The following is a 26,802-nucleotide window of genomic DNA, read 5'->3' on the forward strand; positions in this document are numbered from 1 at the left end:
CTCTTAGTAGACCAGTACGGCACGACGGTTTTTAGCGTAAGCCGCTTCGTCGTGGCCCAGAACAGCTGGTTTCTCTTTACCGTAAGATACGATAGACATCTGATCCGCAGACACGCCTTTACCTTGCAGGTACATCTTAACGGCGTTAGCACGACGCTCGCCCAGGGCGATGTTGTACTCTGGCGTACCGCGCTCATCCGCATGACCTTCAATGGTCACTTTGTAAGACGGGTTGCTACGCAGGAAGTTAGCGTGCTGATCCAGCATCTGAGCGTAGTCAGGCTGAACATCGTATTTGTCCAGACCGAAGTAAACGATGTTGTTCTGTTGCAGCTGTTGCATCTGCAGACGCGCCTGCTCATCAGAAGACATGTTGCCGTTGTTCATACCAGAGTTAGCACCGTAAGCGCCGTCAGCACCTGCGCCAGACTGGTCGTTGTTGTTATTTTTGTGTGAGCTACACGCCGCAACTGCCATGATTGGCAGAGCCAGCATTAAACCCTTCAGTACTTTGTTCAGTTGCATTTGAAAATTCCCATTATTGTTTATTTTTTTGTAATGTCAGAAAGCTCAGACATTACAGGTACGGCGACCAGGCAGGAAATTTGACCTGTCCATCAGTTGCCGGAAGACGCGCTTTGAAACGACCGTCGGTTGAAACCAACTGCAACACAGAACCCATGCCCTGAGTCGAGCTGTAGATTACCATGGTGCCGTTTGGAGCCAGGCTCGGCGTTTCATCCAGGAACGTGTCCGTTAACGTTTGAACGGCTCCCGTTACCAGATCCTGTTTGGCGACGTGTTGAGCACCGCCACTGGTGCTAATCATCACCATTGATTTTCCATCACTGGCTACATCCGCATCCTGGTTCTGAGCGCCTTCCCAGGTAATGCGCTGTGATGCACCACCATTGATGCTGATTTTGTAGATCTGCGGCGCACCGGCCTGGTCAGAGGTATACGCCAGCGTCTGGCTGTCCGGGAACCAGGTTGGTTCAGTGCTGTTATAACGACCATCTGTAATCTGACGAATCTGCCCGGAGGCCAGGTCCATAACATAGAGATTCAGACTACCGGTTTTAGACAGGGCGAAGGCCAGCTTGGTGCCGTCCGGTGAGAAAGCTGGCGCACCATTGTGACGCGGGAATGAAGCGACCTGACGGACAGAGCCGTTAGACAAGGTCTGAATCACCAGCGCTGACTTGCCGCTTTCAAAGGTTACATACGCCAGTTTGCTGCCATCGGGCGACCAGGCAGGCGACATCAGCGGTTGCGGTGAACGGTGCACGACAAACTGGTTGTAACCGTCGTAATCGGCAACGCGCAGTTCATACGGGAACTGACCGCCGTTGGTCTGTACCACATAGGCGATACGGGTACGGAACGCCCCTTTAATGCCGGTCAGTTTCTGGAACGCCTCATCACTGACGGTGTGCGCCGCATAGCGCAGCCACTGTTTCGTAATTTTATAGGAGTTTTGCGCCAGCACGGTACCTGGCGCACCTGCGGTATCTACCAGCTGGTAGGACACCTGATAGCTACCATCAGCATTCGGCTGAATCTGTCCAACAACCACGGCATCAATACCCAGTGCGCTCCATGCAGCAGGCTGCACTTCCTGAGCACTGGTCGGCTGCTGCGGCAGACGTGAACGATCAAGCGGGTTAAATTTACCGCTGTTACGCAGGTCAGCTGCGACGATACCACCGATATCTTCCGGTGCCGCGCCTGGGCCAGACCATTTAAACGGAACCACACCGATAGGGCGCGCGCTGTTGACGCCCTGGGTGATTTCAATGCGAACCTCTGCATGCAGCACCGCTGCCCACAGCAGGATAAAAAAGCCTAACGTTACGCGAAGAGCTTGCTTCATTTTATCTCCCTTATCTGAACCTGAGTCCGCGATAATTGGCACTGTTCCTGAAAACCACGAGTACAACTAGAGTACGGCAAGCTAACCATAGATCAACCTGCCGCAGGTTACTGCATTATTGCGGTCTGAAACGCATCGGGGCGTTTTTAAACACTTCGTACACCGCTTGTGAAGGCGGTTTCGGAATATGTGCCTGCTTCGCCGCCGCAATGGCGGCCTGGCACAGCGCCGGATCGCCGCCTTCTGATTTAACATCAATCAGCATGCCATCAGGAGCAAGTTTAATACGTAAGTCACAGCTTTTGCCGCTATACAGGTCCGCATCGTAGAAACGGCTCTGAATTGCGCTGGTGATCTGCCCAAGATACGCATTCACATCTGCGCCAGAAGCACCCGCCTTCTTCTGATTACCCTGCCCTGCTGCTCCACCCGACGCGCCGCTTTTCGGTGCATTCTTACCGGACGCTAAGCCGCCCAGCAGGTCATCGACGTCGCTGTCATTGGCGGCATCAGCGGCCGCTTTCGCTTTCGCCTCGGCTTTTGCCTTCGCATCCGCTTTTGCTTTGGCAGCAGCCTCCGCTTTCGCTTTGGCGGCGGCGTCCGCTTTTTCTTTGGCGGCCTTTTCTTTCGCTGCGGCGGCCGCTTTCTCTTTCGCTTCCTGGGCGGCTGCGGCTTTCGCTTCCGCTGCGGCTTTGGCTTCAGCCGCTTTCGCTTCTTTCGCGGCTTCCGCTTTAGCCTGTTTCGCCGCTTCGGCCTTAGCTTGTTTTGCGGCTTCGGCAGCCTCAGCTTTCGCCTGCTGCTCGGCCTGCTTCTTCGCTTCTGCGGCTGCGGCTTTCGCCTCTTGCTCAGCCTGCTTCTTCGCCTCTGCTGCGGCCTTCTTCGCCTCTTCCTGCGCCTTCATCTTTGCGTCTGCCGCGGCTTTCGCCTGTGCATCCGCTTCCGCTTTTGCATCGGCTTTCGCTTTCGCCGCGGCCGCTTCGGCGGCTTTCTGTTGCGCCTCGGCCTGTTTCGCTGCGGCTTCGGCGGCCTTCTGCTGTTCAGCCTGCGCTTTCGCCTGCTGTTTCGCGTCTTCCTGTGCCTGCAGTCGCTCTTTTTCCAACTCTTTCAGCCGCTGCTGTTCAGCCGCTTGTTTCTGCTGAAGCTCTTCGGCCTGCTGCTGGGCCTGTTTCTGGCGCTGCTGCTCCGCACGCTGACTGTCGCTTTGCTGATTCTGCTGACGGTTATACTGTTCAACCACCGCACCGGGATCGACCATGACCGCTTCTATATCGCTACCGCCGCCGCCGCCGCTGGCCTCAATGTGCTCATTAAACGAGCTCCATATCAGCAGGGCGATCAGCACGATATGCAGAATCACCGAAATGATTATCGCGCGCTTTAACTTTTCGTTTTGCTCGGTTGCCTTCGACACACTCGGTTCCCAAAAACGGTTCGACTTTAAATCGGCTGCGTCATCAAACCGACAGATTTAACCCCTGCCTGATGCAGCAGGTTCAGCGCCTTGATGATTTCATCATAAGGTACCTCTTTGGCACCACCGATCAAAAAGACGGTTTTCGGATTGGCTTCCAGACGACGTTGCGCTTCGCTAATCACCTGTTCTGGCGGCAACTGCGGCAAACGATCGTGATCGACGACCATGCTGTATTGTCCCACGCCGGACACTTCAACAATCACGGGTGGGTTATCATCACTGGAAACCGTCTTAGAATCTGTTGCATCGGGCAAATCCACTTCCACGCTTTGCGTGATGATGGGGGCCGTTGCCATAAAGATCAGCAGCAGCACCAGCAAAACGTCCAGCAGTGGAACGATGTTAATTTCCGACTTTAGCTCGCGGCGACCGCGACCACGCACTCGGGCCATCATTTACCTCTGTTTACTTAGCGCTGTCGCTGGAGAAAGCCTGACGATGCAGGATAGCCGTAAACTCTTCCATAAAGTTGTCGTAGCCCTGCTCCAGTTTATTGACGCGCTGGTTCAGTCGGTTGTACGCCATTACGGCAGGAATCGCAGCAAACAGACCGATCGCGGTGGCGATCAATGCTTCTGCAATCCCCGGTGCCACCATCTGCAGGGTGGCCTGTTTGACCGCCCCCAGGGCAATAAACGCATGCATAATCCCCCAGACCGTACCAAACAGACCGATATAAGGACTGATTGAGCCAACCGTGCCCAGGAAAGGAATGTGGGTTTCCAGCGCTTCGAGTTCGCGATTCATGGAAATGCGCATGGCCCTGCTCGCGCCTTCAACAGCCGCTTCAGGCGCATGATTATTCGCGCGATGTAAACGGGCAAACTCTTTGAAGCCGGCGTAGAAGATTTGCTCGGCACCCGCCAGCTCTTCACGACGTCCCTGACTTTCCTGATAGAGGCGAGACAGTTCAACGCCGGACCAGAATTTGTCTTCAAAGGCTTCAGCTTCCCTTCCCGCCGCATTCAGAATTCGCGTGCGCTGGATGATGATTGCCCAGGAGGCAATCGAAAAGCCGATCAAAATCAACATGATAAGTTTGACCAGAAGGCTCGCCTTCAGGAACAAATCAAGAACGTTCATGTCAGTCACTGCTTGAACTCCGCGACAATAGACTTGGGAAGCGCAATCGGCTTCATTAGGTGTGGGTTGATGCAGGCAATCAGGACCTCTGCCTCATTGAGCACTTTGCCTTCTGCGTTCACGATACGCTGGGAGAATGTCATCGTCGCCCGCGTCATTGATGTCACTTCGCTCTGGATCTCCAGAAGGTCATCAAGACGTGCCGCCGAAAGATAGTCCACCGTCATGCGCCGTACCACAAAAGCAACCTGCTGTTCTAACAGCGCCTGCTGATTGAAATGGTGCTGACGCAGCATTTCGGTACGTGCTCGTTCATAAAAAGCGATATAGCTGGCGTGATAAACCACACCACCGGCATCGGTATCTTCATAGTAGACCCGAACCGGCCAGCGAAACAGCGTTGTACTCACTCTACATCCCGGCCTCGTTTTAAACGTTGCTACTATACGCAAGACAATTAGGGTTGGGAATGGGCTGTCAGAGCCAGGAGAAAATAATTATCAGTTGGTTACAACCGGACGTCATTAATGGAGGTTTCTTGACCAGACGCTGAAGTAAACTCACGCGCCTGGGGTGAAGGGTGACAGGTCGTCAGCGATAAAAATGACTCAGCGCCCAGAAGAGTACCAGTAAGGCGGGCAATGGCGCAAAGAACGCACGCCAGCGTAAACGGCGCGGACGGAATCCGCTGCCGTGAATAACCCCCGTGCAGACCGCCCAAATCAGTACGATGCCCTGCCATAGCAGGATGCCTTCCGGGCGGGTTGCATAGCGCGCGGGGTCCCATAACAGGCAGCCGGCCAGCCATAAGGCGAGTATCAGAGAAAGGGCCCGGAGCGGGCCCTTATCCATCAGGCGATAACCTGTCTGAATGCCTGTGCGCATTACGACTGGCGTTCCGCGTCGGCGCTGTCTTCGATATGTTCTATCGCCAGCGCGGTGATGATGCCAAAGGCACAGGCCAGCAGGGTGCCGAGAATCCAGGCAAAATACCACATATGTCGTCTCCTTTATTAATAGAGTGCGTTACTGTTGCGCTCAACATGTTCTTTAGTGATACGACCAAACATTTTCCAGTAACACCAACTGGTATAGAGCAGAATAACCGGCACAAAAATTATCGCTGCGAAGGTCATTATTTCCAGCGTCAGCAAACTGGAGGTGGCGTCCCACATGGTCAGGCTGGTGCCGGGAACGGTACTGGACGGCATAATGAACGGAAACATCGCGATGCCGGCGGTCATGATGACGCAGGCCAGCGTCAGCGATGAGCAGAGAAACGCCCAGCCGCCCTTCTCTCCGCGCGAACACATTACGGTCAGTAAGGGCAACACCACGCCCAGAAGCGGGAATAACCACAACACAGGATGCTGCTGGAAATTCACCATCCAGGCCCCCGCTTCGCGCACCACGGTTTTCCCCAGGGGATTAGAAGCAGCGAAGTGATCAAGCGTGCTGGTCACCACATAGCCGTCAATACCGTACCTTACCCAGACGCCAGCCAGCGCGAAACACGCCATCATCACCAGCGCGGCAATCTGCGCCGTGATGCGTGAACGCAGGTGCAGTTCGCCCGTGGTGCGCATTTGCAGATAGGTCGCACCCTGCGTCAGTATCATGGCAACGCTCACCACACCGGCCAGTAGCGCAAAGGGGTTCAGCAACTGGAAAAAGTTTCCGGTGTAATACAGCCGCATGTACTCGTCGGCATGAAAAGGCACGCCCTGCAGCAGATTGCCAAAGGCGACGCCGATCACCAGTGGCGGGACAAAGCTGCCGATAAAAATGCCCCAGTCCCAGGCACCGCGCCAGCGTGTATCTTCGATTTTTGAGCGATAGTCAAAGCCTACCGGACGGAAGTACAACGAGGCCAGCACCAGAATCATCGCCACGTAGAAGCCGGAAAACGCGGCGGCGTACACCATCGGCCAGGCGGCAAACAGTGCGCCACCGGCGGTGATCAACCAGACCTGATTGCCGTCCCAGTGCGGCGCGATAGAATTGATCATCACACGACGCTCGGTATCGGTCCGGCCTAATACGCGCGTCAGCATCCCGACGCCCATATCGAAACCATCGGTGACGGCAAAGCCCACCAGCAGAATGCCGATTAGCAGCCACCAGACAAAGCGCAGAACTTCATAATCAAACATGGGGCTTCTCCTTATCCACGCACCGGCTGAGCGTTTTTAACGATCTGTTCATGGTGATAGCGCCCTGTTTTCAGGCTGCTGGGCCCCAGACGCGCGAACTTAAACATCAGGTACATCTCGGCCACCAGAAACAGGGTATACAGTCCGCAGATCAGTATCATTGAGAACAGGACATCGCCCACGGTCAGCGTGGAGTTCGCAATCGCGGTGGGCAGGACTTCCCCAATCGCCCAGGGCTGACGACCGTACTCCGCCACAAACCAGCCCGCTTCTACCGCAATCCACGGCAGCGGAATGCCGTACAGTGCGGCTTTGAGTAACCAGCGCTGTTGACCAATGCGATTTCGAATCACACTCCAGAATGACAGTGCAATGACGCCGAGCAGCAGCACGCCGCAAAGCACCATGATACGGAACGCAAAGTAGAGCGGTGCGACGCGAGGAATCGAATCCTGCGTGGCCTGTTTAATCTGCGCTTCACTGGCATCCGACACGTTCGCGGTATAGCGTTTTAACAGCAGGCCATAACCCAGGTCTTTTTTGCTGTGGTTAAAGGCATCGCGGACGGCCGGATCGGTATTGCCCTGTCGCAGTTCATCCAGCAGCGCGTAAGCCTTCATACCGTTACGAATTCGCACTTCGTGTTGCGCCAGCAGTTCTTTTAGTCCGGTCACCGGCGTATCGGTCGACCGCGTGGCAATGAGCCCTAGGAGATAAGGGATCTGGATCGCATACTTGTTGTGCTGTGCTGACTGATCGGGCACGCCAAAGAGCGTAAAGGCGGCCGGTGCCGGTTGGGTTTCCCATTCCGCTTCAATAGCGGCCAGCTTGGTTTTCTGTACGTCGCCCATCTCGTAACCGGATTCGTCACCCAGCACAATCACCGACAGCACCGCCGCCATGCCGAAACTGGCCGCGATGGCAAAAGAGCGTTTTGCAAACGCCATGTCACGGCCTTTCAGTAAATACCAGGCGCTGATGCCTAAAATAAACATGGCTCCTGTGGTATAGCCTGCCGCCACGGTATGCACGAATTTCACCTGCGCAACCGGGTTTAATACCAGCTCAGAGAAGCTCACCATCTCCATGCGCATGGTTTCAAAGTTAAACTCAGAGGCGATGGGGTTTTGCATCCAGCCATTCGCTACCAGAATCCACAGTGCCGACATATTCGAACCGATTGCGACCAGCCAGGTCACCGCCAGATGCTGCACTTTACCCAGGCGATCCCAGCCGAAAAAGAACAGGCCCACAAAGGTGGATTCCAGGAAGAAAGCCATTAAGCCTTCAATCGCGAGCGGCGCACCAAAAATATCGCCAACATAATGAGAATAATAAGACCAGTTGGTGCCGAACTGAAATTCCATTGTCAGTCCGGTGGCCACGCCCAGGGCAAAGTTAATACCAAACAACTTACCCCAGAACTTGGTCATATCTTTATAGATTTGTTTACCACTCAGGACGTATACCGTTTCCATGATGGCCAGTAAAAACGCCATACCGAGCGTTAATGGCACAAACAGAAAATGGTACATCGCCGTCAAGGCAAACTGTAAACGCGACAGTTCGACGATATCTAGCATAAAAACTCCTTGCTCCTCGCATGAACGCCTGAGCCGTGTGGGCCGAATAAGCGTCAGGAACGACTGATTATTGATTCCAGTTTTATCATCGGCAGGTCATAACGCTGTGCGGCCTGAGATGAGGGAGTAGCGGTTAATCTAACCTGGTTAAACATCAACGCAGCGGCGTGGTTCAAACGCTTAACGGGGGATAAATAAAAATTGATGCTTTCCCGTATTTGAACAAACGTTTGTTTATTTTTTTAAAAGGCTGGATTGATGCAGCGCAATTTAAGCGCTTAACGGTAGGCTTTGCTAGCGGTAAAGTTTGTTATATATAAGGGGAAGTTGATCTGGAATAATGAAGCAAAGATAGAAATATGTTCTTAAGCGTTCTTTGTTAAAAAATTGTCTCTTATTAATTTTTAATTATAAAGAAATTTAACTTTGATCCCTTTTTAATAACTTAACGATCCGCGACGACGATGCGGTGGGCTGAATTCATCATAGCAAATAAACGGGGCAATACTTAAATTAATTTAATGGTTATTTCACGTTCTTATTCAATATCTAAAAACGGGCCTGAGGGCAGCGTATTTTTTAAGTGAGTGACAGGCAATCATCCTGCCTGCAATCCGCCCTGCCCGTCCGGCCAGCGCCCTTTTTTCACTACCCACGTTCGTGACCGGCCTTGTGGCTGTGCGGCAATGTTTTGCCAGCCATAAAAAAAACCACCCGAAGGTGGCTTTTTCAGTGGATGCGATTACTTCGCTGGCAGAACGGCTTTAACAGCATCACCGATGTCAGCCAGGCTGCGTACGGTTTTCACGCCCGCCGCTTCCAGTGCAGCAAACTTCTCGTCTGCCGTACCTTTACCGCCGGCGATGATGGCGCCTGCATGGCCCATACGTTTGCCTTTCGGCGCGGTCACGCCTGCGATGTAGCCCACAACCGGCTTGGTCACGTGATCTTTGATAAAGGCAGCCGCATCTTCTTCCGCGCTGCCCCCGATTTCACCGATCATGACGATCGCTTCAGTCTGTGGATCGTCCTGGAACATTTTCAGGATGTCGATGAAGTTAGAACCCGGGATCGGGTCACCACCAATACCAACACAGGTAGACTGGCCGTAACCGATATCGGTAGTCTGCTTAACGGCTTCATACGTCAGCGTACCTGAACGCGATACGATACCGACGCGGCCTGGCTGATGAATGTGGCCCGGCATGATACCGATCTTACATTCGCCTGGGGTGATCACACCCGGGCAGTTTGGCCCGATCATGCGAACGCCCGCTTCATCCAGCTTCATTTTCACGGTCAGCATATCCAGCGTCGGGATGCCTTCGGTGATGGTGATGATCAGCTTGATGCCGGCATCGATCGCTTCCAGGATACCGTCTTTACAGAACGGAGCCGGAACGTAGATGACGGTAGCCGTTGCGCCAGTGGCTTCAACCGCTTCACGCACGGTGTTAAACACCGGCAGCCCCAGATGAGTGGTGCCGCCTTTGCCTGGCGTCACACCGCCGACCAGCTGCGTGCCGTAAGCCAGCGCCTGCTCAGAGTGGAACGTCCCTTGTCCGCCGGTGAAACCCTGGCAAATGACTTTGGTGTTTTTGTCGATCAAAATGGACATTATTTACCCTCCGCAGCAGCAACAACACGCTGTGCCGCGTCTGTCAGACTGGTTGCTGCAATGATGTTCAGACCACTGTCCGCCAGTTTCTTAGCGCCCAGCTCAGCGTTGTTACCTTCCAGACGTACCACAACCGGTACGTTCACACCCACTTCTGCCACTGCACCGATGATGCCGTCTGCGATCAGGTCGCAACGCACGATGCCGCCGAAGATGTTAACGAAAACCGCTTTCACGGCGTCGTCAGACAGGATGATTTTGAAGGCTTCCGTTACGCGCTCTTTGGTCGCGCCACCGCCGACATCCAGGAAGTTTGCTGGCTGACCGCCGTGGTGCTTAACGATGTCCATGGTGCCCATCGCCAGGCCTGCGCCGTTAACCATACAACCGATGTTGCCTTCCAGCGCAACATAGTTCAGTTCCCACTGCGTTGCGTGTGCTTCACGTGGGTCTTCCTGGCTTGGATCGCGCATTTCACGCAGCTCTGGCTGACGGAACAGGGCATTGCCATCGGCACCCAGTTTGCCATCCAGACAGATCAGATCGCCCTGTTTGGTGATGACCAGCGGGTTGATCTCAACCATCGCCAGGTCACGTTCCAGGAACATGGTCGCCAGACCCATGAAAATTTTGGTGAACTGGCTGACTTGCTTGCCGGTCAGGCCCAGTTTGAACGCCAACTCACGGCCCTGATAAGGCTGAGGACCGGTCAGCGGATCGAGCGCCATTTTGTGGATCAGGTGCGGGGTTTCTTCCGCCACTTTCTCGATTTCCACGCCGCCTTCGGTTGACGCCATGAAGATCACGCGACGCGTTGCACGGTCGACCACGGCACCCAGATACAGCTCCTGATCGATGTCGGTCGCCGCTTCAACCAGAATCTGGTTTACCGGCTGGCCATTGGCATCAGTTTGGTAGGTCACCAGACGTTTACCCAGCCAGTTTTCAGCGAAAGCACGGATGTCTTCTTTACTGTTAACCACCTTCACACCGCCCGCTTTACCGCGGCCACCGGCATGAACCTGACATTTAACTACCCACGGGCCTGCACCGATTTTCGATGCCGCTTCTTCTGCTTCACGTGGTGTAGTACAGGCGTAGCCGGTCGGTGCTGGCATGCCATACCGTGCAAACAGCTGTTTAGCCTGGTATTCGTGTAAGTTCATGATGTTCTATCCATTCAGATCTGAAAAGAGTATTGAGGTTGGGCACGCAACGCGTGCCCAGTGATGAATCAGACATCCAGCAGCAGACGCGCCGGATCTTCCAGCATCTCTTTCACTGCGACCAGATAGCCGACAGATTCACGACCATCGATCAAACGGTGATCATAAGAGAGCGCCAGGTACATCATTGGCAGGATCACAACCTGACCATTCACCGCCATAGGACGATCTTTAATGGCATGCATGCCCAGGATTGCGCTCTGTGGCGGGTTGATGATTGGCGTTGACATCAGTGAACCAAACACACCACCGTTGGTGATGGTGAAGTTACCACCCGTCAGATCGTCAACCGTCAGCTTGCCGTCACGGCCTTTTACTGCCAGTTCTTTAATTTTCTTCTCGATGTCAGCCATGCTCAGCGCATCCACATCACGCAGAACAGGGGTCACCAGGCCGCGTGGGGTAGAAACGGCGATGCTGACATCAAAGTAGTTGTGGTAAACCACGTCTTCGCCATCAATTGAGGCGTTGACTTCAGGGTAACGCTTCAGCGCTTCCACCACGGCTTTAATGTAGAACGACATAAAGCCCAGACGCACACCGTGACGCTTCTCGAACGCTTCGCCGTACTGCTTACGCAGATCCATAATCGGCTTCATGTTGATTTCGTTGAAGGTTGTCAACATGGCGGTGCTGTTCTTGGCTTCCAGCAGACGTTCCGCCACGCGCTTACGCAGGCGCGTCATTGGCACACGTTTTTCGCTGCGGTTAGCCACAGGCTGCTGGGCAGGCTGCGCGTCAGATGCCGGTGCCGCGGCTTTGTCTGCCTGCGGTTTGTTCGCCAGATGTTTTTCAACATCTTCGCGCGTTAAACGTCCACCCACGCCGGTGCCTTTGATCTGTGAGGCATCAAGGTTGTGTTCGGCAATCAGACGACGAATCGCCGGGCTCAGCGCATCGTTGCTCTCTTCTTCCAGAGAAGCGGTCTGACGCTGGGCTGGTGTGGATTCGTTGCTGTCGACTTTCGCACTGCTTTCTTTGCCAGCGCTGTTGCCTTCTTTCAGGCGGCCGAGAATCTGACGAGAGGTAACGGTTGCCCCTTCCTCTTCCAGTACGGCTTCCAGCACGCCGTCCGCAGACGCCGGCACTTCCAGAACCACTTTGTCGGTTTCAATTTCGACGATGACTTCATCGCGACTGACTGCATCGCCTGGTTTCTTGTGCCAGGTTGCTACTGTGGCATCTGCAACCGATTCAGGCAGGTCGGGAACGAGAATATCTACGCTACTCATTATCTTTCCTTTTAATTAATTGACGTTCAGTGCGTCATTAACCAGGTCTTGCTGCTGTTGTTGATGTACGGACATATAACCCACGGCCGGTGAAGCCGATGCCGGGCGACCTGCATAACGCAGCGTTGCACCAAACGGTACCACATCACGGAAATGGTGCTGGCTACAGTACCAGGCACCCTGGTTCAGTGGCTCTTCCTGACACCAGACAAAATCCTGTACGTGGGAATACGCTTTTAACGCTTCCTGTACCGCCTGATGCGGGAACGGGTAAAGTTGTTCGATACGCACGATAGCGACATCGGTTTTTTCGTCTTTACGGCGCTGTTCCAGCAGATCGTAGTAGACCTTACCGGAGCACAGCACGACGCGCTTGATGCCTTGCGGATCCAGATCGTCAATTTCGCCAATCGCTGGCTGGAAGCTGCCGTTTGCCAGTTCATCCAGCGAGGAAATCGCCAGAGGATGACGCAACAGCGACTTCGGTGACATCACCACCAGCGGACGGCGCATACCGCGCAGCGCCTGACGACGCAGCATGTGGTAAACCTGAGCCGGTGTTGAGGGTACGCAGACCTGCATGTTCTGCTCAGCGCAGAGCTGCAGATAACGTTCCAGACGGGCGGAGGAGTGCTCAGGGCCCTGACCTTCATAGCCGTGTGGCAGCAGCATCACCAGGCCACACATACGGCCCCATTTTTGCTCGCCGGAGCTGATGAACTGATCAATCACCACCTGCGCACCGTTAGCAAAATCGCCGAACTGCGCTTCCCAAATGGTCAGCACGCGCGGCTCTGCGGTGGCATAACCGTATTCAAAGGCCAGCACGGCTTCTTCAGACAGGACGGAGTCCCAGACTTTGAATTCACCCTGACTGTTATGAATATGGTGTAGTGGCGTGTAGGTTGAACCGTTGGTCTGATTGTGGATCACGGCATGACGGTGGAAGAAGGTGCCACGGCCGGAGTCTTCACCCGACAAACGTACCGGAATGCCTTCATCGACCAGCGTGGCGTACGCCAGATTTTCAGCCCCGCCCCAGTCAAACGCTTTCTCGCCTTCGGCCATCAGCTTACGATCGTTATAGATCTTGGCGACGCGAGACTGGACTTCAATCTCTTCAGGGATCTGGCTGATACGCAGCGCCAGCTCCTTCAGACGCTTCATGTCCACCTGAGCCGGATAGGGTTCATCCCACTCGTGATTCAGATACGGTGACCACGTGAAGGAGTGCAGGCTCATCGGACGCCATTCTGGCACCACGCATTCGCCGGCATCAAGCGCATCACGGTACAGATTGACCATTTCGGTGGCATCTTCCTGCGACGCGACACCTTCGCTTTCCAGACGATCGGCGTAGATTTTACGCGGTGTGGGATGCTTTTTGATTTTCTGGTACATCAACGGCTGCGTGGCGCTTGGCTCATCCGCTTCGTTGTGACCATGGCGGCGATAGCACACCAAATCGATAAACACATCGCGTTTAAAGGTATTGCGATAGTCCAGCGCCAGTCGGGTCACAAAGGCCACCGCTTCCGGATCGTCCGCATTGACGTGGAAAATCGGTGCCAGCACCATTTTACCAATGTCAGTACAGTACGGTGTAGAACGCGCATCTTTCGGATTCGAGGTGGTGAAACCCACCTGGTTGTTGATCACGATACGCACGGTGCCACCGACTTCATAGCCGCGGGCCTGAGACATGTTCAGGGTTTCCTGCACCACGCCCTGACCAATGACCGCCGCATCACCGTGAATAGTGATGGGCAGCACTTTATTGCTGACCGGCTCAGCCAGACGATCCAGACGGGCACGCACCGACCCCATGACCACCGGGCTGACAATTTCCAGGTGAGACGGGTTAAAGGCCAGCGCCAGGTGTACCAGACCGCCTTCGGTTTCGATATCCGATGAGAAGCCCATGTGATATTTCACATCACCGGTGCCCAGGTGTTCTTTATGTTTGCCTGAGAACTCGTCGAACAGATCCTGTGGCTTTTTACCCAGCACGTTAATCAGGACGTTGAGACGGCCACGGTGCGCCATCCCCAGCACCACTTCGCGGGTGCCGCTTTTACCTGCATGACGAATCATCTCACGCAGCATAGGCACCAGTGCATCACCGCCTTCCAGCGAGAAGCGTTTGGCACCCGGGAATTTTGCGCCCAGATATTTTTCAAGGCCTTCTGCCGCAGTCAGCTCTTTCAGGAAACCTTTTTTCTCTTCACCGCTGAACGAACAGTGGCCAGCACCGGATTCGAGACGCTGCTGAATCCAGCGTTTCTCTTCGGTGTTGTTGATGTGCATGTACTCTGCACCAATCGAACCACAGTAAGTCTGCTTCAGCGCCTCGAACAGATCGGCCAGCTTCATGGTTTCTTTGCCAATAGCAAAAGAACCTACGTTAAAGCTTTCCTGAAAATCGGCGTCGGTCAGATCGTGAAAAGCAGGGTCGAGATCGGCAACACGGTCCTGTTTCCACAGGCCAAGCGGATCCAGGTTTGCTTCCTGATGGCCGCGAAAACGAAACGCGTTGATCAGTTGCAGCACTTTCACTTGCTTGGAGTTGGTTGCCGGATCGGTGACTGAGGAGGTGTAACGAGATGCGTCTTTCGCCAGGCGACGGAAATATTCGCGGGTCGCGGAGTGGAACTGCTCGGGTTTCACTCCCGTGCCTGGTAACTGTTGGAACATCGAGCGCCACACTGCATCCACAGAGTCAGGATCGGTCAGGAAATCCTCATAGAGTTGCTCTATGTAAGACTGATTCGCGCCGGCCAGCCAGGAGGAGTCCAGCCAGGGCTTCATCGCGCTGTTCTGCATTGTGATCCCTTAAGCAATGTTATGCTTTATTGAGGTTTCATTTGTTGCCGCTTTCGCGGTTTGCCGTAGTGAGTTCAGCGATACGAGCACTGTGCGCAGCGCGCGCCCGGCCCGTAAGGGAACCTTTGTAAACGTGGTCGGGACCGCGTTTAAAGAGGCTTCCGTAAAACACCGGGAACCTGAGGTTCCCGGCTGTATCACTATGCCCCGCGTTGCAGCAGCATCGACTTGATATGGCCGATGGCGCGCGTGGGGTTAAGACCTTTAGGACACACGCTGACACAGTTCATGATGCTGTGGCAGCGGAACACGCTGAATGCATCGCTCAGATTATCCAGACGCGCATCGGTTTCGGTGTCGCGACTGTCAATAATGAAGCGGTATGCCGCCAGCAGACCCGCAGGCCCGATGAACTTATCGGGATTCCACCAGAACGACGGGCATGAGGTTGAGCAACAGGCGCAGAGAATACACTCATACAGGCCGTCCAGATGCTCACGCTCGCCCGGCGTCTGCAGATGCTCACGCGCAGGTGGGTTTTCACCGTTGTTTAACAAGAAAGGCTTAATTTTCTCATACTGAGTATAAAACTGGCTCATGTCTACCACGAGGTCGCGCACCACAGGCAGGCCAGGCAGAGGACGAATCACAATCTTCTGCTTACCGTTGCCTAAAGCGGAAACCGGCGTAATGCAGGCCAGGCCGTTTTTACCGTTCATGTTCAGGCCATCTGATCCGCACACGCCTTCACGGCACGAGCGACGGAAAGCCAGCGTAGGATCCTTTTCTTTTAAACGGATCAGCGCGTCCAGCAGCATCATGTCACGGCCATCTTCCGCTTCCAGGCTGTAATCCTGCATGCGCGGTTTATCATCGACGTCCGGGTTATAACGATAGATCGAAAATTCTAGTCTCATGATGATCTCCGCAATTAATAGGTACGCGCTTTTGGCGGGAAGGCCGCACGCAGTTTCGGTTGCATGTTCACCTCACGGCGCGTCATGCTTTCCGTTTGCGGAACATAGAGGCTATGGCACAGCCAGTTCGCATCATCACGTTCCGGATAGTCGAAGCGGCTGTGTGCACCACGGCTTTCTGTACGGAAGTTAGCCGCAACCGCTGTGGCATAGGCGGTTTCCATCAGGTTATCCAGCTCAAGGCACTCGATACGCTGTGTATTGAAGTCGGGTGAACGGTCATCCAGACGCGCAGACTTCAGGCGCTCACGAATCACTTTCAGCTCTTCAAGACCTTCACGCATGGCATCACCTTCGCGGAAGACCGAGAAGTTGTTCTGCATGCAGCGTTGCAACGCTTTACGAATTTCAACCGGATCTTCACCCGTGGTGTTGTTCTCCCAGCGATTGAAGCGCGCCATGGCAGCATCGATGTTTTCCTGACTGGCTTCGCGCAGTTCACCCTGCTCTTCCAGACATTCAAGCAGATGAACACCCGCCGCGCGACCAAAGACCACCAGGTCCAGCAGTGAGTTTCCGCCCAGACGGTTCGCGCCGTGAACAGATACGCAGGCGATTTCACCCACAGCGAACAGGCCCGGAATCACTTCATCTTCGCCCTGCGCATTGACGCGCAGCGCCTGGCCGGTCACTTTGGTCGGTACGCCGCCCATCATGTAGTGACAGGTTGGGATAACAGGAATCGGCTCTTTAATCGGGTCAACGTGCGCAAAGGTACGGGACAGTTCCAGGATTCCCGGCAGACGTGACTCCAGCACTTCGGCACCCAGATGGTCAAGTTTCAACTTGATGTGCGGGCCCCATGGACCATCACAGCCCCGGCCTTCACGAATTTCCACCATCATAGAACGGGCCACCACGTCACGACCTGCCAGGTCTTTGGCGTTTGGCGCATAGCGCTCCATGAAGCGTTCACCGTGTTTGTTCAGCAGATAGCCGCCTTCACCGCGGCAGCCCTCGGTGACCAGCACACCCGCACCTGCGATACCGGTTGGGTGGAACTGCCACATTTCCATGTCCTGCACCGGTACACCTGCGCGCAGCGCCATGCCAACACCGTCGCCAGTGTTAATGTGGGCATTGGTCGTCGACTGATAGATACGTCCTGCACCACCGGTCGCCAGAATGGTCGCCTTGGCTTTGAAGTAGACGGTTTCACCGGTTTCCATGCAGATAGCGGTACAACCCACAATCGCATCGTCGTCATTCTTGACCAGATCCAGTGCATACCATTCGGAGAAGATGGTGGTTTTGTTTTTCAGGTTCTGCTGATACAGCGTATGCAGCAGGGCGTGGCCAGTACGGTCAGCTGCCGCGGCAGTACGCGCCGCCTGCTCACCACCGAAGTTTTTTGACTGACCACCAAACGGACGCTGATAAACGCGGCCGTCATCAAGACGGGAGAAAGGTAAGCCCATGTGTTCCAGTTCCAGAATCGCTTCCGGACCGACGTGGCACATGTATTCAATCGCGTCCTGGTCGCCGATATAGTCGGAGCCTTTGACGGTGTCATACATATGCCATTCCCAGTTATCGTCATGGGTATTGCCCAGCGCAACGGTAATACCGCCCTGCGCGGATACCGTATGAGAACGGGTTGGGAACACTTTGGACAGCAGGGCGCACGTCTGGCCCGACTGGGAGATTTGCAGTGCCGCGCGCATACCCGCGCCACCTGCGCCGATCACCACGGCATCAAATTCTCTGACTGGTAACTTCATTTACACACCCCACACCACAACAAACCCATAAATTGCATATGACAACAGTGCCACCACGATAACCAGCTGTAACAGCAAACGCGCCGCCAGCGATTTCACGTAGTCCGTTAAGACCTGCCACATACCAATCCAGCCGTGGATCAGGATGGAAAACAGCGTCAGGAGCGTGAACACTTTTGTAAATGCTGAGGCAAAGAAGCCACGCCAGATGTCATACGTCAGCGTGTCTGTCATCACCACGAAACCGAGCATGTAGATGATGTAAAGCGTAATAAGGATTGCCGACGCGCGCAGCAACAGCCAGTCCTGAATGCCATTGCGACCCAACGCGGATGCATTGCTTACCATACGAGGACTCCTGCTAAGATTGAAAGCACGACAGTAATACCAAATGTCACCTGCGCAGAACGCTTACCTGCTTCGAGCGTTTCCGCCAGATAACCAAAATCCATTAACATATGACGTATCCCGCCCACCGTATGATAGGCCAACGCGGTCAGAATGCCCCACATGATAAACTTCACAAAGAAGCCGCTCATGATAGATGCCGCGTGCTGAAAACCTTCAGGAGAGGAGAGAGAAAGACCGAGAAGCCACAACAGGATGCCGAGAGCAACCAGAGTGATGACGCCGGAGACACGGTGGAGAATGGACGATATTGCAGTAACGGGAAACCGGATCGTCGAGAGATCCAAGTTGACAGGTCTTTGTTTTTTCACGGTTTTGCCCACACAGCTCTTTTTTATTTTGCTTCCTCCGGAAGACAGGCCCAAACCCGAAAAAAAGGTTCAGTCTTAATCCGTCACCAAAATAGCAACATCCAGTGTTAAATGACGTGGTACAAACGCTGGGTGGCTCCTGGTGTCAGGGTGTTCCGGAGACCTGGCCGGAAGTATAGGACGATCACATTCTGATTACAATTCCCCTACAAACTCTTTGGAGAATTTTCGATGGAACAGTGATCCCACTCACGTTTTTCACAATTCATACAAATTTAATTATCTGATTTGACAATAGTTCAACAATTCAGTTACAAACTAGTCCGATAAAATCCTATGATGCACAAAAGTTATGGGGATACACTTTCTCCTAAGCTGAAGTTATGTAACATTGTCGGTAACCGCTTTAAATACCATCAGGTTATTGGTTACAAAGAAGTTATGTCCTGACCGGATCTTTAACAACCGCGATATGCACATGTCACGGCTTTACATTTCCAGTGGAACGCGCCTCTCACTCTGTACCCTTCGCTGCTTATAATGCAGAGTGACACCGTGAAGTACTGCCAAATTGCAACATGCACGCGTTTCAGGTGTCGAAAGATCCTTACCTGCCTAAGGCGCTATGGAGACGAAAATGACAGATAAAAAAGTGACGCTAACCCTATCAGATGAAACGTCCATTGAACTGGGTGTACTGCAAGGCACGCTGGGCCAGGATGTCGTCGATGTCCGTCAACTGGGTTCCAACGGCCTGTTTACCTTCGATCCTGGTTTCACGTCTACAGCGTCCTGCGAATCAAAAATCACCTTTATCGATGGTGATGAAGGCATTCTGCTTCACCGCGGCTTCCCTATTGACCAACTGGCTACCCACTCTAACTACCTGGAAGTGTGCTACATCCTGTTAAATGGTGAAGCCCCCACGAAAGCCCAGTTTGAAGAGTTTAAACAAACGGTTACGCGCCACACGATGATTCACGAGCAGATTACCCGTCTGTTCCACGGTTTCCGTCGTGATTCACACCCGATGGCGGTGATGTGCGGCGTGACCGGCGCACTGGCTGCGTTTTATCACGATTCGCTGGATGTAAACATCGAGCGCCACCGTGAAATCGCCGCTTTCCGTCTGCTGTCGAAAATGCCTACCATGGCAGCGATGTGTTACAAGTATTCAATCGGTCAGCCGTTCGTCTATCCCCGTAACGACCTCTCCTATGCCGGTAACTTCCTGCACATGATGTTTGCAACACCGTGTGAAGAATACAAGGTTAACCCTGTGCTTGAACGCGCCATGGATCGCATTCTGATTCTGCACGCCGATCATGAACAGAACGCCTCGACCTCTACCGTACGTACCGCTGGCTCGTCAGGCGCTAACCCGTTTGCCTGTATCGCGGCCGGTATTGCCTCCCTGTGGGGACCCGCACACGGCGGCGCGAACGAAGCCTGTCTGCGTATGCTGGAAGAGATCAGCACCGTCGAGCACATTCCTGAGTTTGTGCGCCGTGCTAAAGACAAAAATGACTCTTTCCGCCTGATGGGCTTTGGTCACCGTGTTTATAAAAACTATGACCCGCGCGCGACCGTTATGCGTGAAACCTGCCATGAAGTGCTGAACGAACTGGGCATGAAAGACGATCTGCTGGAAGTGGCGCTGGAACTGGAACACATTGCGCTGAACGACCCGTACTTCATCGAGCGCAAACTCTATCCAAATGTGGATTTCTACTCCGGTATCATCCTGAAAGCCATGGGCATCCCTTCGTCCATGTTTACCGTGATTTTCGCCATGGCGCGTACCGTTGGCTGGATCGCGCACTGGAAAGAAATGCACGACGAAGGCATGAAAATTGCCCGTCCGCGTCAGCTGTATACCGGTTACACCGAACGCGAGTTCAGCTCGAAGCTGGATAAATAAGCTGTCCGGCAACGGGCGGTAAGGCGAAAAGCGGTGGTGTCCTTACGGGCACCGCCGCTTTTTTTTACTGACGCCGCCGGTCAGCGTGAGCGAATCTTAGTGAGAGGATGAACGGCGGACGTTTGAGATGCCCGAAAGGCCTGCCATTCTTCTCGCGTCACTTCCCATAATTGCGAGTCATGTGTGCCTGAAACGTACTGTTTTTTCTCTGTGCGGATACAGCGCATCCCACTGTTGACTGAAATGTTCACAGATCGCTGATTCAGTGCCGCTTTTGGCGTTCTCAGCAGCGGTTTTTTCAGATCGGTAAACCAGTAATCCGTCACGGCCAGGCAGGCTTCTGTCATATAGCCCTGCCCCTGCCACTCCGGTACCAACCAGAAGCCCCGGTTATTATCCGGCGTCTCCATCAGGCAAATAACGCCAATCAGTTGCTGTTCCGCCGTTTTAGGCCGCAATGTCCAGTACCAGCCCGTCCCGGCCGCGACCGCCGGTAAGGCGACATTAGCAATATAGTCTCGTGCCCCGCCCTCGGGATAAGGCCAGGGCACCGAATCGATCAGGTAGCGTACAATTTCCCAGCGCGGAAACGCGATCTGCATGGCATCGGCATCCTCCAGCGACAGGGGTTTTAAGCGCAGCCTTTCCGTCACAATCTCAGGTGTCATGATGATTCCTTATGCTGTGAAGAAAACCGGGTGACGATATCCTTCGCTGACGAGTGACATTGCCCGCGTGCAACGGCGGGACAGGCCAGCGTTTTTATCTCTGACAGCCAGGGCACCAGTAAAACGGTCGGGCGGACAGGACGCCCTTTTCGATCACTTCGCCGCAGCGGCGACATGTCTTGCCCTGGCGGTGAAACACTTCAAACCGAAATGCCGCTTCGCTGTGGTATTTTTTCATGGTGCCGCGCATGCGATAGGCATGACGCGGCACGGACAACAGCGCTTCGCAGAAAGCCGTCAGTTGCGCCTCACTCAGCGACTGTGCGTTATGCCGGGGAAGCAACTGGGCCAGCCAGAGGATCTCAGCACGTAAATAGTTGCCCAGTCCGGCCAGAAAAGCCTGATCCAGTAACAGTCCGCTGAACCGGCGGCGACAGAAACGCGGCGAGCACAGCCGTTCCCTGACCGCCTCTACGGTCAACTCCGCATTCAGTACATCCGGCCCGATGCGGTTGAGAAACGGATGACGGGCAAGCGTTTCCGCATTCAGGAGTTCAATATCCGACGCGCTGTAAAGCAATATCGCCTGATTGGCCGTCGCGAGACGCACACGTAACTGCCGTTTTGTCTCGGGCTGCATGTCTGGCGGGACGATGCGCCAGACGCCGTACAGCTGATTGTGCGAATACAGCGTCAGGCCGTTACTGAAATGGGTCAGCAACGCTTTACCGCGCGTCTCTATCGACGCCACCTGTTCTCCCAGCAATGCGGGCTCATAGGTTTTTAATTCGGGAAACGCAAACCAGACGTCGGTCAGGGGCTGGCCGACGATGGCCACTTCAAGCTGATCCGCCACGCGGCGAATCTCCGGTCCTTCAGGCATCACTCGTCCTCTTAATGCGTTGCGCCACCCACTTCCTTCACATCCTGAGCGGTGGTCAGGGTCGTTTGTACGGCAATTTTCAGCGCCTCAATAACGGTTGCGGCGGGCATACTGGGTGCACCCGGGTGATGCACCGCCTGTTCAGGCAGGTAGGGAATATGAATGAAACCGCCCCGTGCCGGGCTGCCGTTGCTTTCAAGCCAGTGCAACAGACCATACATCACCCGGTTACAGGTAAAGGTTCCTGCGGTTTGCGACACCGATGCCGGAATGCCCGCTTCCCGGACCGCGGCCACAATGGCTTTGATCGGCAGGCGTGAAAAATATCCGGCCGGGCCATCCTGAACGATGGGTTCGTCCACGGGTTGCCTGCCCGCATTATCCGGGATGCGCGCATCATCCACATTAATACCAATTCGCTCTACCGTGATATCGCTGCGACCGCCTGCCTGCCCGACAGCGATAACGGCATCGGGCCTGATCGTTTCCAGCGCCTGATACAGCACATCCAGCACCTCGCTGAATACGACGGGCAACTGGCGCGTCACGATGCGTGCGCCGGCAATAGTCTGGCCTTCAAGGGCACTGACCGCCTGCCAGGAGGGATTAATGGATTCGCCGCCAAAGGGCTCAAATGCCGTCATTAATACCGTTTTCATGCTGCCTCACAAAAACATCAGGAAGTAGAGTAAGAAAATGTTAACAATTAACAGTAGCACACCGGTTGGCACCTGAGCTTTGATGACCGCGTTGCGATCCGGTAACTCCAGCAAGGCAGCAGGCACAATGTTGAAGTTTGCTGCCATCGGCGTCATTAACGTACCGCAGTAGCCGGAAAACATCCCGATTGCCGCCATGACCGCCGGGTTACCGCCATGCTGTAACACCAGAATGGGAATGCCGATGCCCGCGGTAATAATCGGGAACGCCGCGAACGCATTCCCCATCACCATGGTGAGCAGTGCCATCCCTGCCGCGTAAACCGTGACCGCAATGAAGCGGTTATCCACGGCAAGATAATGTTCGGTGAGATGGGAGATCGCGCCACCGACGCCCGCGGCCGTAAACAGTAGCCCCAGGGTTGCCAGGATTTGCGGCAGGAGAAACGCCCAGCCGATGCAGTCCAGCAAACGTCGGGTTTCCTGCATCGACTGCACTGGGGTTTCATGCGTCATTTTCATGGCGATCAGCCAGCCCAGCAGACAGCCTGTGGCCATGGAGAACAGCGTAATCAGGGTGGAATGGTTGCCCGCGCCGAACACCCACGTTTGCAGACCGGGAAGGTTATTAAACGCTAACACACCGATCACTGTCACGACGGGGATCGCCAGGGCTGGCAGGAAAAGTTTGTTGCCCAGACGCTGGGCACTGGCCTGTTTTTCCGCCTCACTGCGCTGGTGATAGCGGCCCATTTTTACCCCACCACAACCGGCAAGGATCCCCATGATAACCACCGCTACGCCCACGCTAATTTGCAACGTACGTGTGCCGCTTTCGGCAGAGCCCATCAGTTGGGTCATCAGAGCGGTTGTCCAGTCACCCACCAGAAAAATCAGGCCATAGAGTCCCCAAAATAAGCCAGTGGTGAAACGGCGCGGATTTGCGCTGTCGCGCCAGGATAAAACCGCGACAACCAGCAGAATCAGGCCAGCCAGCCACATCAGATACTGTTGCTGAATCATGACGGCTCTCCTTTGGCTTTCATGGCCTCGCTGTTGATGACGCGCAGTTCTCGTGCCAGCTGGCGGTCCAGCCTGATCAGGCGGGCGGAATGAATCAGAAAGGCTGAGAGCGCCGTGGGAATGCCCCACAGGGCAATATGCAGTGGCTCAGTCTGGATACCGGCGGACTCCTGCATAAAATTATGCATAAAAATAATGGCGCCAAAGGCGACAAAGATATCCTCACCAAAGAACAGCCCAACGTTGTCGGTGGCAGCGGACATGGCACGCAGGCGATGACGGACCTCGGGCGGTAGGGCCCCGTAGCGGTTTTCGCTGGCCCCCTCGGCCATCGGCGCAAGTAGCGGGCGCACCATTTGCGGATGACCGCCGAGACTGGTCAGCCCGAGGGCCGCAGTCACCTCACGCACAAACAGATAGACAATGAGCAACCGTCCCGCCGTCGCCGTTTTGATCTGGGCAATCCACGCCTGCGCACGCTGTTTCAGACCATGACGTTCCAGTAAGCCAATAACCGCCAGCGGCAGCAGCAGGATCAACGGCAGGTTACGGGTATTCAGAAATCCCTCACCCAGCTTTTGTAAAATATCGCCCAGCGGCATCAGGGCAGCGATCCCGGTGACGAAGCCTGAAACAATGACCACCAGCACCGGATTAAAACGCAAAACGAAGCCAACGACGATGGCAGCAATGCCCAGCAGCGGCCAGAGATTTACTACGCTGTCCATACTTTTCCCCTCGTGAAATAGTCAGCCCGAGACGTTCAGGCTGGTTATGCCGTTTTTTTATTGACTGGTGACGGTGATAGCATGGCTGGCAAAGCTGGCACGCAGACGTTGTGCAAACGTCAGTGCATGCGCCCCGTCACCATGCAGGCAGACGGTTTCTGCGTTCACCTGAACCGCCTCACCGGTCACACTGATGACCTGCCCCTGTCGCACCATCATCAGGGTTTGCTGAATCGCCTGGTCTTCCTCTTCAATCAATGCGCCGGGCTGGCCACGGGGCACCAGCGCGCCGCTGCTGAGATAGCCGCGATCGGCAAACACCTCCTCCCGGGTTTTCAGGCCGTGATGGGCCGCCGCGCGAATCAACTCACTGTTAGCCAGCCCCACCATGATCAGCCGGGCATCGACGGCTTTGACGGCTCGCACAATCGCCTCGGCCAGCGTGACATCCGCCGCCGCCTGGTTATACAACATACCGTGAGGTTTAACGTGAACAAGCGACTGCCCTTCGCTTTCCGCCAGACTTTTGAGCGCACCAACCTGATAGATGATTTGCGCATAGACGGTTTCCGGCGGCAGTTGCATCGCACTGCGGCCAAAGTTTTCACGATCGGGAAAGCTGGGATGCGCGCCAATCGCCACGCCAAATTCGCTGGCCCAGCGAATGGCCTGCAACATCATCTGCGCGTCGCCTGCGTGAAAGCCGCAGGCGATGTTGGCGGAACTCACCAGCTGCAACAGCGCACGATCGCTGCTGCTCCCCTCGCCCAGATCGGCGTTTAAATCAATTTTCATTTGCCAGTCCCCAGGCCATTTGCCCCAATACGTGCTGCTGCTGTCGCGTTGCCGCCAGCGCCTCTTCGGGCGTACAGGGCATAAAATGAATCGGCTCGCCCAGACGAATCTGCGCCAGATGATAAAGATCGCATTCAATGACGCAGGCGATACGTGGATAGCCGCCGGTGGTCTGTGCATCCGCCAGCAGGACGATAGGCTGACCGTTTCCAGGCACCTGAATGACGCCGGGCACCAGACCATGCGATAACAACTCGCGCGGCACGTCGCGTTGCAAAGCAGGCCCCTGCAAACGGTAGCCCATGCGATTACTTTGAGGGTTCAGCTTCCAGGCTGCTCGCCAGAACGCCTGTTGTGACGCTTCGCTGAATTCGTGGTATTCCGGTCCGGGTAACGCCCGAATACGGTTACCCCAGAGCAACTGGCGCACGCCTTTTTTGCTCGTGAAGTGCTGTTGCGGTTTGCCCAGCGGAATGACGTCGCCGTCCTGCAGCGTCCGCCCCTCAAAGCCGCCAAAACCGGCCTTAATGTCGGTGCTGCATGAGCCCAGCACTGGCGGAATAGCGAATCCACCGTGTACAGCCAGGTAGCTGCGCATGCCGTGAATCGGTTTCTTCAACACCAGGACCTGCCCTTTTTTTACCGGTAAACGCCAGCCTGTCCAGACAGGCTTGCCATCCAGTTCGGCCTGACAACCCGCTCCCGTTAGTGCAAACCACCCATCCCGACGGAATTCCGCTTTAAACTGTCCGAGGACAATCTCCAGCACGGCGCTGCCCGGCGGATTGCCTGCCAGCAGATTGGCTGTGATCATGGCGGGCTGATCCAGGACACCACTGACGCCGATGCCATACTGTCGCCAGTGATAGCGTCCGAAATCCTGAATGCTGGTTGCCAGACCCGCGCGAAGAATGTTTAACATATCCCTTCCTTTTGCGGCACAAACCGGACATTGTCACCCGGACGAAGTAAGGTTGGCGACTGCTGGCTGGGTGTGAAAAGCGCGACCTGCGTCCTGCCAATCAACTGCCAGCCGCCTGGTGAGACCAGCGGATAAACACCGGTCTGGCTGCCGCCGATGCCCACCGATCCAGCCGGAACCGCAACGCGCGGTTCGGCGCGGCGCGGCATATGCAGGCGCGCATCCAGGCCGGCCAGGTAAGGAAAGCCGGGCTGAAAACCAATAAAGAAAACCGCGTAATCCGTGCTGCTGTGTAACGCGACGACCTGCTTTTCCGTCATGCCGGCGTGGTCGGCCACCTGACGCAAGTCCGGCCCCGCCTCGCCGCCATAGATGACCGGTAAGGTCACAAGGCGCGACTCTGTGTTCTGCGCCTCACTTTCCTGCCACCACTGTTCAAGTTGCGCCGTCGCCTGTCGGGCATCTCTGGGCGGCTCCCGTAACAGCAGCGTCAGGTTGTTCATGCCGGGAATCACTTCCCGGGTCGCGTCGTGTGACTGCAAACGCTGGCACAGATGCCAGATTCGCTGCTGACTGGCCAGCGAAACGGGCGGAGACAACTCCAGTACCACCGCGCGCTCGCCGAGCATATAGCATCGTGTTTTTTGCAACACGTACCTCCTGGTAAACAGCTTTGCGGCACTCAGACAGGATTCTGGCGCGCAAAAGCCAAATGTGTTTT

Annotated in this window: 27 protein-coding genes; 1 reads left to right on the forward strand and 26 read right to left on the reverse strand. The window is 55.0% G+C overall.

Going from position 1 to position 26,802, the window contains the following annotated elements; genetic code table 11:
- Positions 1–3: 3 nt before the first annotated feature.
- The 18 genes from pal to sdhC all read right to left on the reverse strand — a co-directional run bounded on the left by pal (position 4) and on the right by sdhC (position 18,494).
- The gene (gene pal, locus C7433_RS05725) at positions 4–525 is read right to left on the reverse strand and encodes a peptidoglycan-associated lipoprotein Pal (protein ID WP_006118469.1); all 522 of its coding nucleotides are present in this window, start codon (positions 523–525) and stop codon (positions 4–6) included.
- A 52-nt stretch (positions 526–577) separates the two neighbouring features.
- A complete protein-coding gene (tolB, locus tag C7433_RS05730; RefSeq protein ID WP_033739351.1) occupies positions 578–1,873 on the reverse strand; it encodes a Tol-Pal system beta propeller repeat protein TolB in 1,296 nt (431 codons plus the stop codon).
- Positions 1,874–1,988: 115 nt separating this feature from the next.
- The gene (gene tolA / locus C7433_RS05735; protein WP_006118467.1) at positions 1,989–3,284 is read right to left on the reverse strand and encodes a cell envelope integrity protein TolA; all 1,296 of its coding nucleotides are present in this window, start codon (positions 3,282–3,284) and stop codon (positions 1,989–1,991) included.
- A gap of 26 nt (positions 3,285–3,310) precedes the next feature.
- Positions 3,311–3,739, reverse strand: coding sequence for a colicin uptake protein TolR (gene tolR / locus C7433_RS05740; RefSeq protein ID WP_006118466.1), 429 nt, complete (start codon positions 3,737–3,739; stop codon positions 3,311–3,313).
- A gap of 13 nt (positions 3,740–3,752) precedes the next feature.
- Positions 3,753–4,439 (reverse strand): Tol-Pal system protein TolQ, encoded by a 687-nt coding sequence (tolQ, locus tag C7433_RS05745; RefSeq protein ID WP_033739349.1) that lies wholly within the window; start codon positions 4,437–4,439, stop codon positions 3,753–3,755.
- Complete coding sequence (ybgC, locus tag C7433_RS05750) at positions 4,436–4,840, reverse strand: tol-pal system-associated acyl-CoA thioesterase (protein WP_006118464.1); 405 nt, start codon at positions 4,838–4,840, stop codon at positions 4,436–4,438. The genes tolQ and ybgC overlap by 4 nt, the downstream gene beginning before the upstream one ends.
- 181 nt (positions 4,841–5,021) lie before the next feature.
- Positions 5,022–5,315, reverse strand: a complete 294-nt coding sequence (ybgE, locus tag C7433_RS05755; protein WP_006118463.1) for a cyd operon protein YbgE — start codon at positions 5,313–5,315, stop codon at positions 5,022–5,024.
- On the reverse strand, positions 5,315–5,428 hold the full coding sequence (gene cydX, locus C7433_RS05760) for a cytochrome bd-I oxidase subunit CydX (RefSeq protein ID WP_006118462.1): 114 nt from the start codon (positions 5,426–5,428) through the stop codon (positions 5,315–5,317). The genes ybgE and cydX overlap by 1 nt, the downstream gene beginning before the upstream one ends.
- 15 nt (positions 5,429–5,443) lie before the next feature.
- Positions 5,444–6,583, reverse strand: coding sequence for a cytochrome d ubiquinol oxidase subunit II (gene cydB, locus C7433_RS05765; protein ID WP_058701092.1), 1,140 nt, complete (start codon positions 6,581–6,583; stop codon positions 5,444–5,446).
- Between the two features lie 11 nt (positions 6,584–6,594).
- Positions 6,595–8,166 carry a cytochrome ubiquinol oxidase subunit I gene (gene cydA, locus C7433_RS05770; RefSeq protein ID WP_006118460.1) on the reverse strand — a complete coding sequence of 524 codons (1,572 nt, stop codon included), beginning with the start codon at positions 8,164–8,166 and terminating at the stop codon, positions 6,595–6,597.
- Between the two features lie 742 nt (positions 8,167–8,908).
- Positions 8,909–9,784 (reverse strand): succinate--CoA ligase subunit alpha, encoded by an 876-nt coding sequence (gene sucD, locus C7433_RS05775; RefSeq protein ID WP_110267773.1) that lies wholly within the window; start codon positions 9,782–9,784, stop codon positions 8,909–8,911.
- A complete protein-coding gene (gene sucC, locus C7433_RS05780; protein WP_006118458.1) occupies positions 9,784–10,950 on the reverse strand; it encodes an ADP-forming succinate--CoA ligase subunit beta in 1,167 nt (388 codons plus the stop codon). The genes sucD and sucC overlap by 1 nt, the downstream gene beginning before the upstream one ends.
- 68 nt (positions 10,951–11,018) lie before the next feature.
- Positions 11,019–12,242 (reverse strand): 2-oxoglutarate dehydrogenase complex dihydrolipoyllysine-residue succinyltransferase, encoded by a 1,224-nt coding sequence (gene odhB, locus C7433_RS05785; protein WP_006118457.1) that lies wholly within the window; start codon positions 12,240–12,242, stop codon positions 11,019–11,021.
- Positions 12,243–12,257: 15 nt separating this feature from the next.
- Complete coding sequence (gene sucA, locus C7433_RS05790; protein WP_006118456.1) at positions 12,258–15,065, reverse strand: 2-oxoglutarate dehydrogenase E1 component; 2,808 nt, start codon at positions 15,063–15,065, stop codon at positions 12,258–12,260.
- A 200-nt stretch (positions 15,066–15,265) separates the two neighbouring features.
- Positions 15,266–15,982, reverse strand: coding sequence for a succinate dehydrogenase iron-sulfur subunit (locus tag C7433_RS05795; protein WP_006118455.1), 717 nt, complete (start codon positions 15,980–15,982; stop codon positions 15,266–15,268).
- Positions 15,983–15,996: 14 nt separating this feature from the next.
- A complete protein-coding gene (gene sdhA / locus C7433_RS05800; protein ID WP_006118454.1) occupies positions 15,997–17,763 on the reverse strand; it encodes a succinate dehydrogenase flavoprotein subunit in 1,767 nt (588 codons plus the stop codon).
- On the reverse strand, positions 17,764–18,111 hold the full coding sequence (gene sdhD, locus C7433_RS05805) for a succinate dehydrogenase membrane anchor subunit (protein WP_006118453.1): 348 nt from the start codon (positions 18,109–18,111) through the stop codon (positions 17,764–17,766).
- Positions 18,105–18,494 (reverse strand): succinate dehydrogenase cytochrome b556 subunit, encoded by a 390-nt coding sequence (sdhC, locus tag C7433_RS05810; RefSeq protein WP_033739345.1) that lies wholly within the window; start codon positions 18,492–18,494, stop codon positions 18,105–18,107. The genes sdhD and sdhC overlap by 7 nt, the downstream gene beginning before the upstream one ends.
- A gap of 625 nt (positions 18,495–19,119) precedes the next feature.
- Between sdhC and C7433_RS05815 the strand changes: the two genes are divergently transcribed.
- Complete coding sequence (locus tag C7433_RS05815) at positions 19,120–20,403, forward strand: citrate synthase (RefSeq protein ID WP_006118451.1); 1,284 nt, start codon at positions 19,120–19,122, stop codon at positions 20,401–20,403.
- Between the two features lie 80 nt (positions 20,404–20,483).
- On the opposite strand, the gene C7433_RS05820 is transcribed toward C7433_RS05815, so the two are convergent.
- From C7433_RS05820 to pxpB, 8 genes are all read right to left on the reverse strand, one after another.
- Positions 20,484–21,071 carry a GNAT family N-acetyltransferase gene (locus C7433_RS05820; protein WP_110267774.1) on the reverse strand — a complete coding sequence of 196 codons (588 nt, stop codon included), beginning with the start codon at positions 21,069–21,071 and terminating at the stop codon, positions 20,484–20,486.
- Between the two features lie 94 nt (positions 21,072–21,165).
- On the reverse strand, positions 21,166–21,954 hold the full coding sequence (gene nei / locus C7433_RS05825) for an endonuclease VIII (protein WP_039337980.1): 789 nt from the start codon (positions 21,952–21,954) through the stop codon (positions 21,166–21,168).
- An 11-nt stretch (positions 21,955–21,965) separates the two neighbouring features.
- Positions 21,966–22,613, reverse strand: coding sequence for a pyroglutamyl-peptidase I (gene pcp, locus C7433_RS05830; RefSeq protein ID WP_033739338.1), 648 nt, complete (start codon positions 22,611–22,613; stop codon positions 21,966–21,968).
- Positions 22,614–22,619: 6 nt separating this feature from the next.
- Positions 22,620–23,636 carry a DUF979 domain-containing protein gene (locus tag C7433_RS05835; protein WP_110267775.1) on the reverse strand — a complete coding sequence of 339 codons (1,017 nt, stop codon included), beginning with the start codon at positions 23,634–23,636 and terminating at the stop codon, positions 22,620–22,622.
- Positions 23,633–24,364 carry a DUF969 domain-containing protein gene (locus C7433_RS05840; RefSeq protein ID WP_006118446.1) on the reverse strand — a complete coding sequence of 244 codons (732 nt, stop codon included), beginning with the start codon at positions 24,362–24,364 and terminating at the stop codon, positions 23,633–23,635. Before C7433_RS05840 ends, C7433_RS05835 begins: the two co-directional genes overlap by 4 nt.
- A 57-nt stretch (positions 24,365–24,421) precedes the next feature.
- Positions 24,422–25,159 carry a 5-oxoprolinase subunit PxpA gene (gene pxpA, locus C7433_RS05845; RefSeq protein ID WP_039337976.1) on the reverse strand — a complete coding sequence of 246 codons (738 nt, stop codon included), beginning with the start codon at positions 25,157–25,159 and terminating at the stop codon, positions 24,422–24,424.
- Entirely contained in the window at positions 25,149–26,081 is a 933-nt protein-coding gene (gene pxpC / locus C7433_RS05850) for a 5-oxoprolinase subunit PxpC (protein ID WP_039337974.1), read from the reverse strand. The genes pxpA and pxpC overlap by 11 nt, the downstream gene beginning before the upstream one ends.
- Positions 26,075–26,731, reverse strand: coding sequence for a 5-oxoprolinase subunit PxpB (gene pxpB / locus C7433_RS05855; protein ID WP_110267776.1), 657 nt, complete (start codon positions 26,729–26,731; stop codon positions 26,075–26,077). Before pxpB ends, pxpC begins: the two co-directional genes overlap by 7 nt.
- Between the last annotated feature and the right edge of the window lie 71 nt (positions 26,732–26,802).

The sequence above is a fragment of the Pantoea sp. PNA 03-3 genome, assembly GCF_003201175.1.
GTDB lineage: Bacteria > Pseudomonadota > Gammaproteobacteria > Enterobacterales > Enterobacteriaceae > Pantoea > Pantoea stewartii.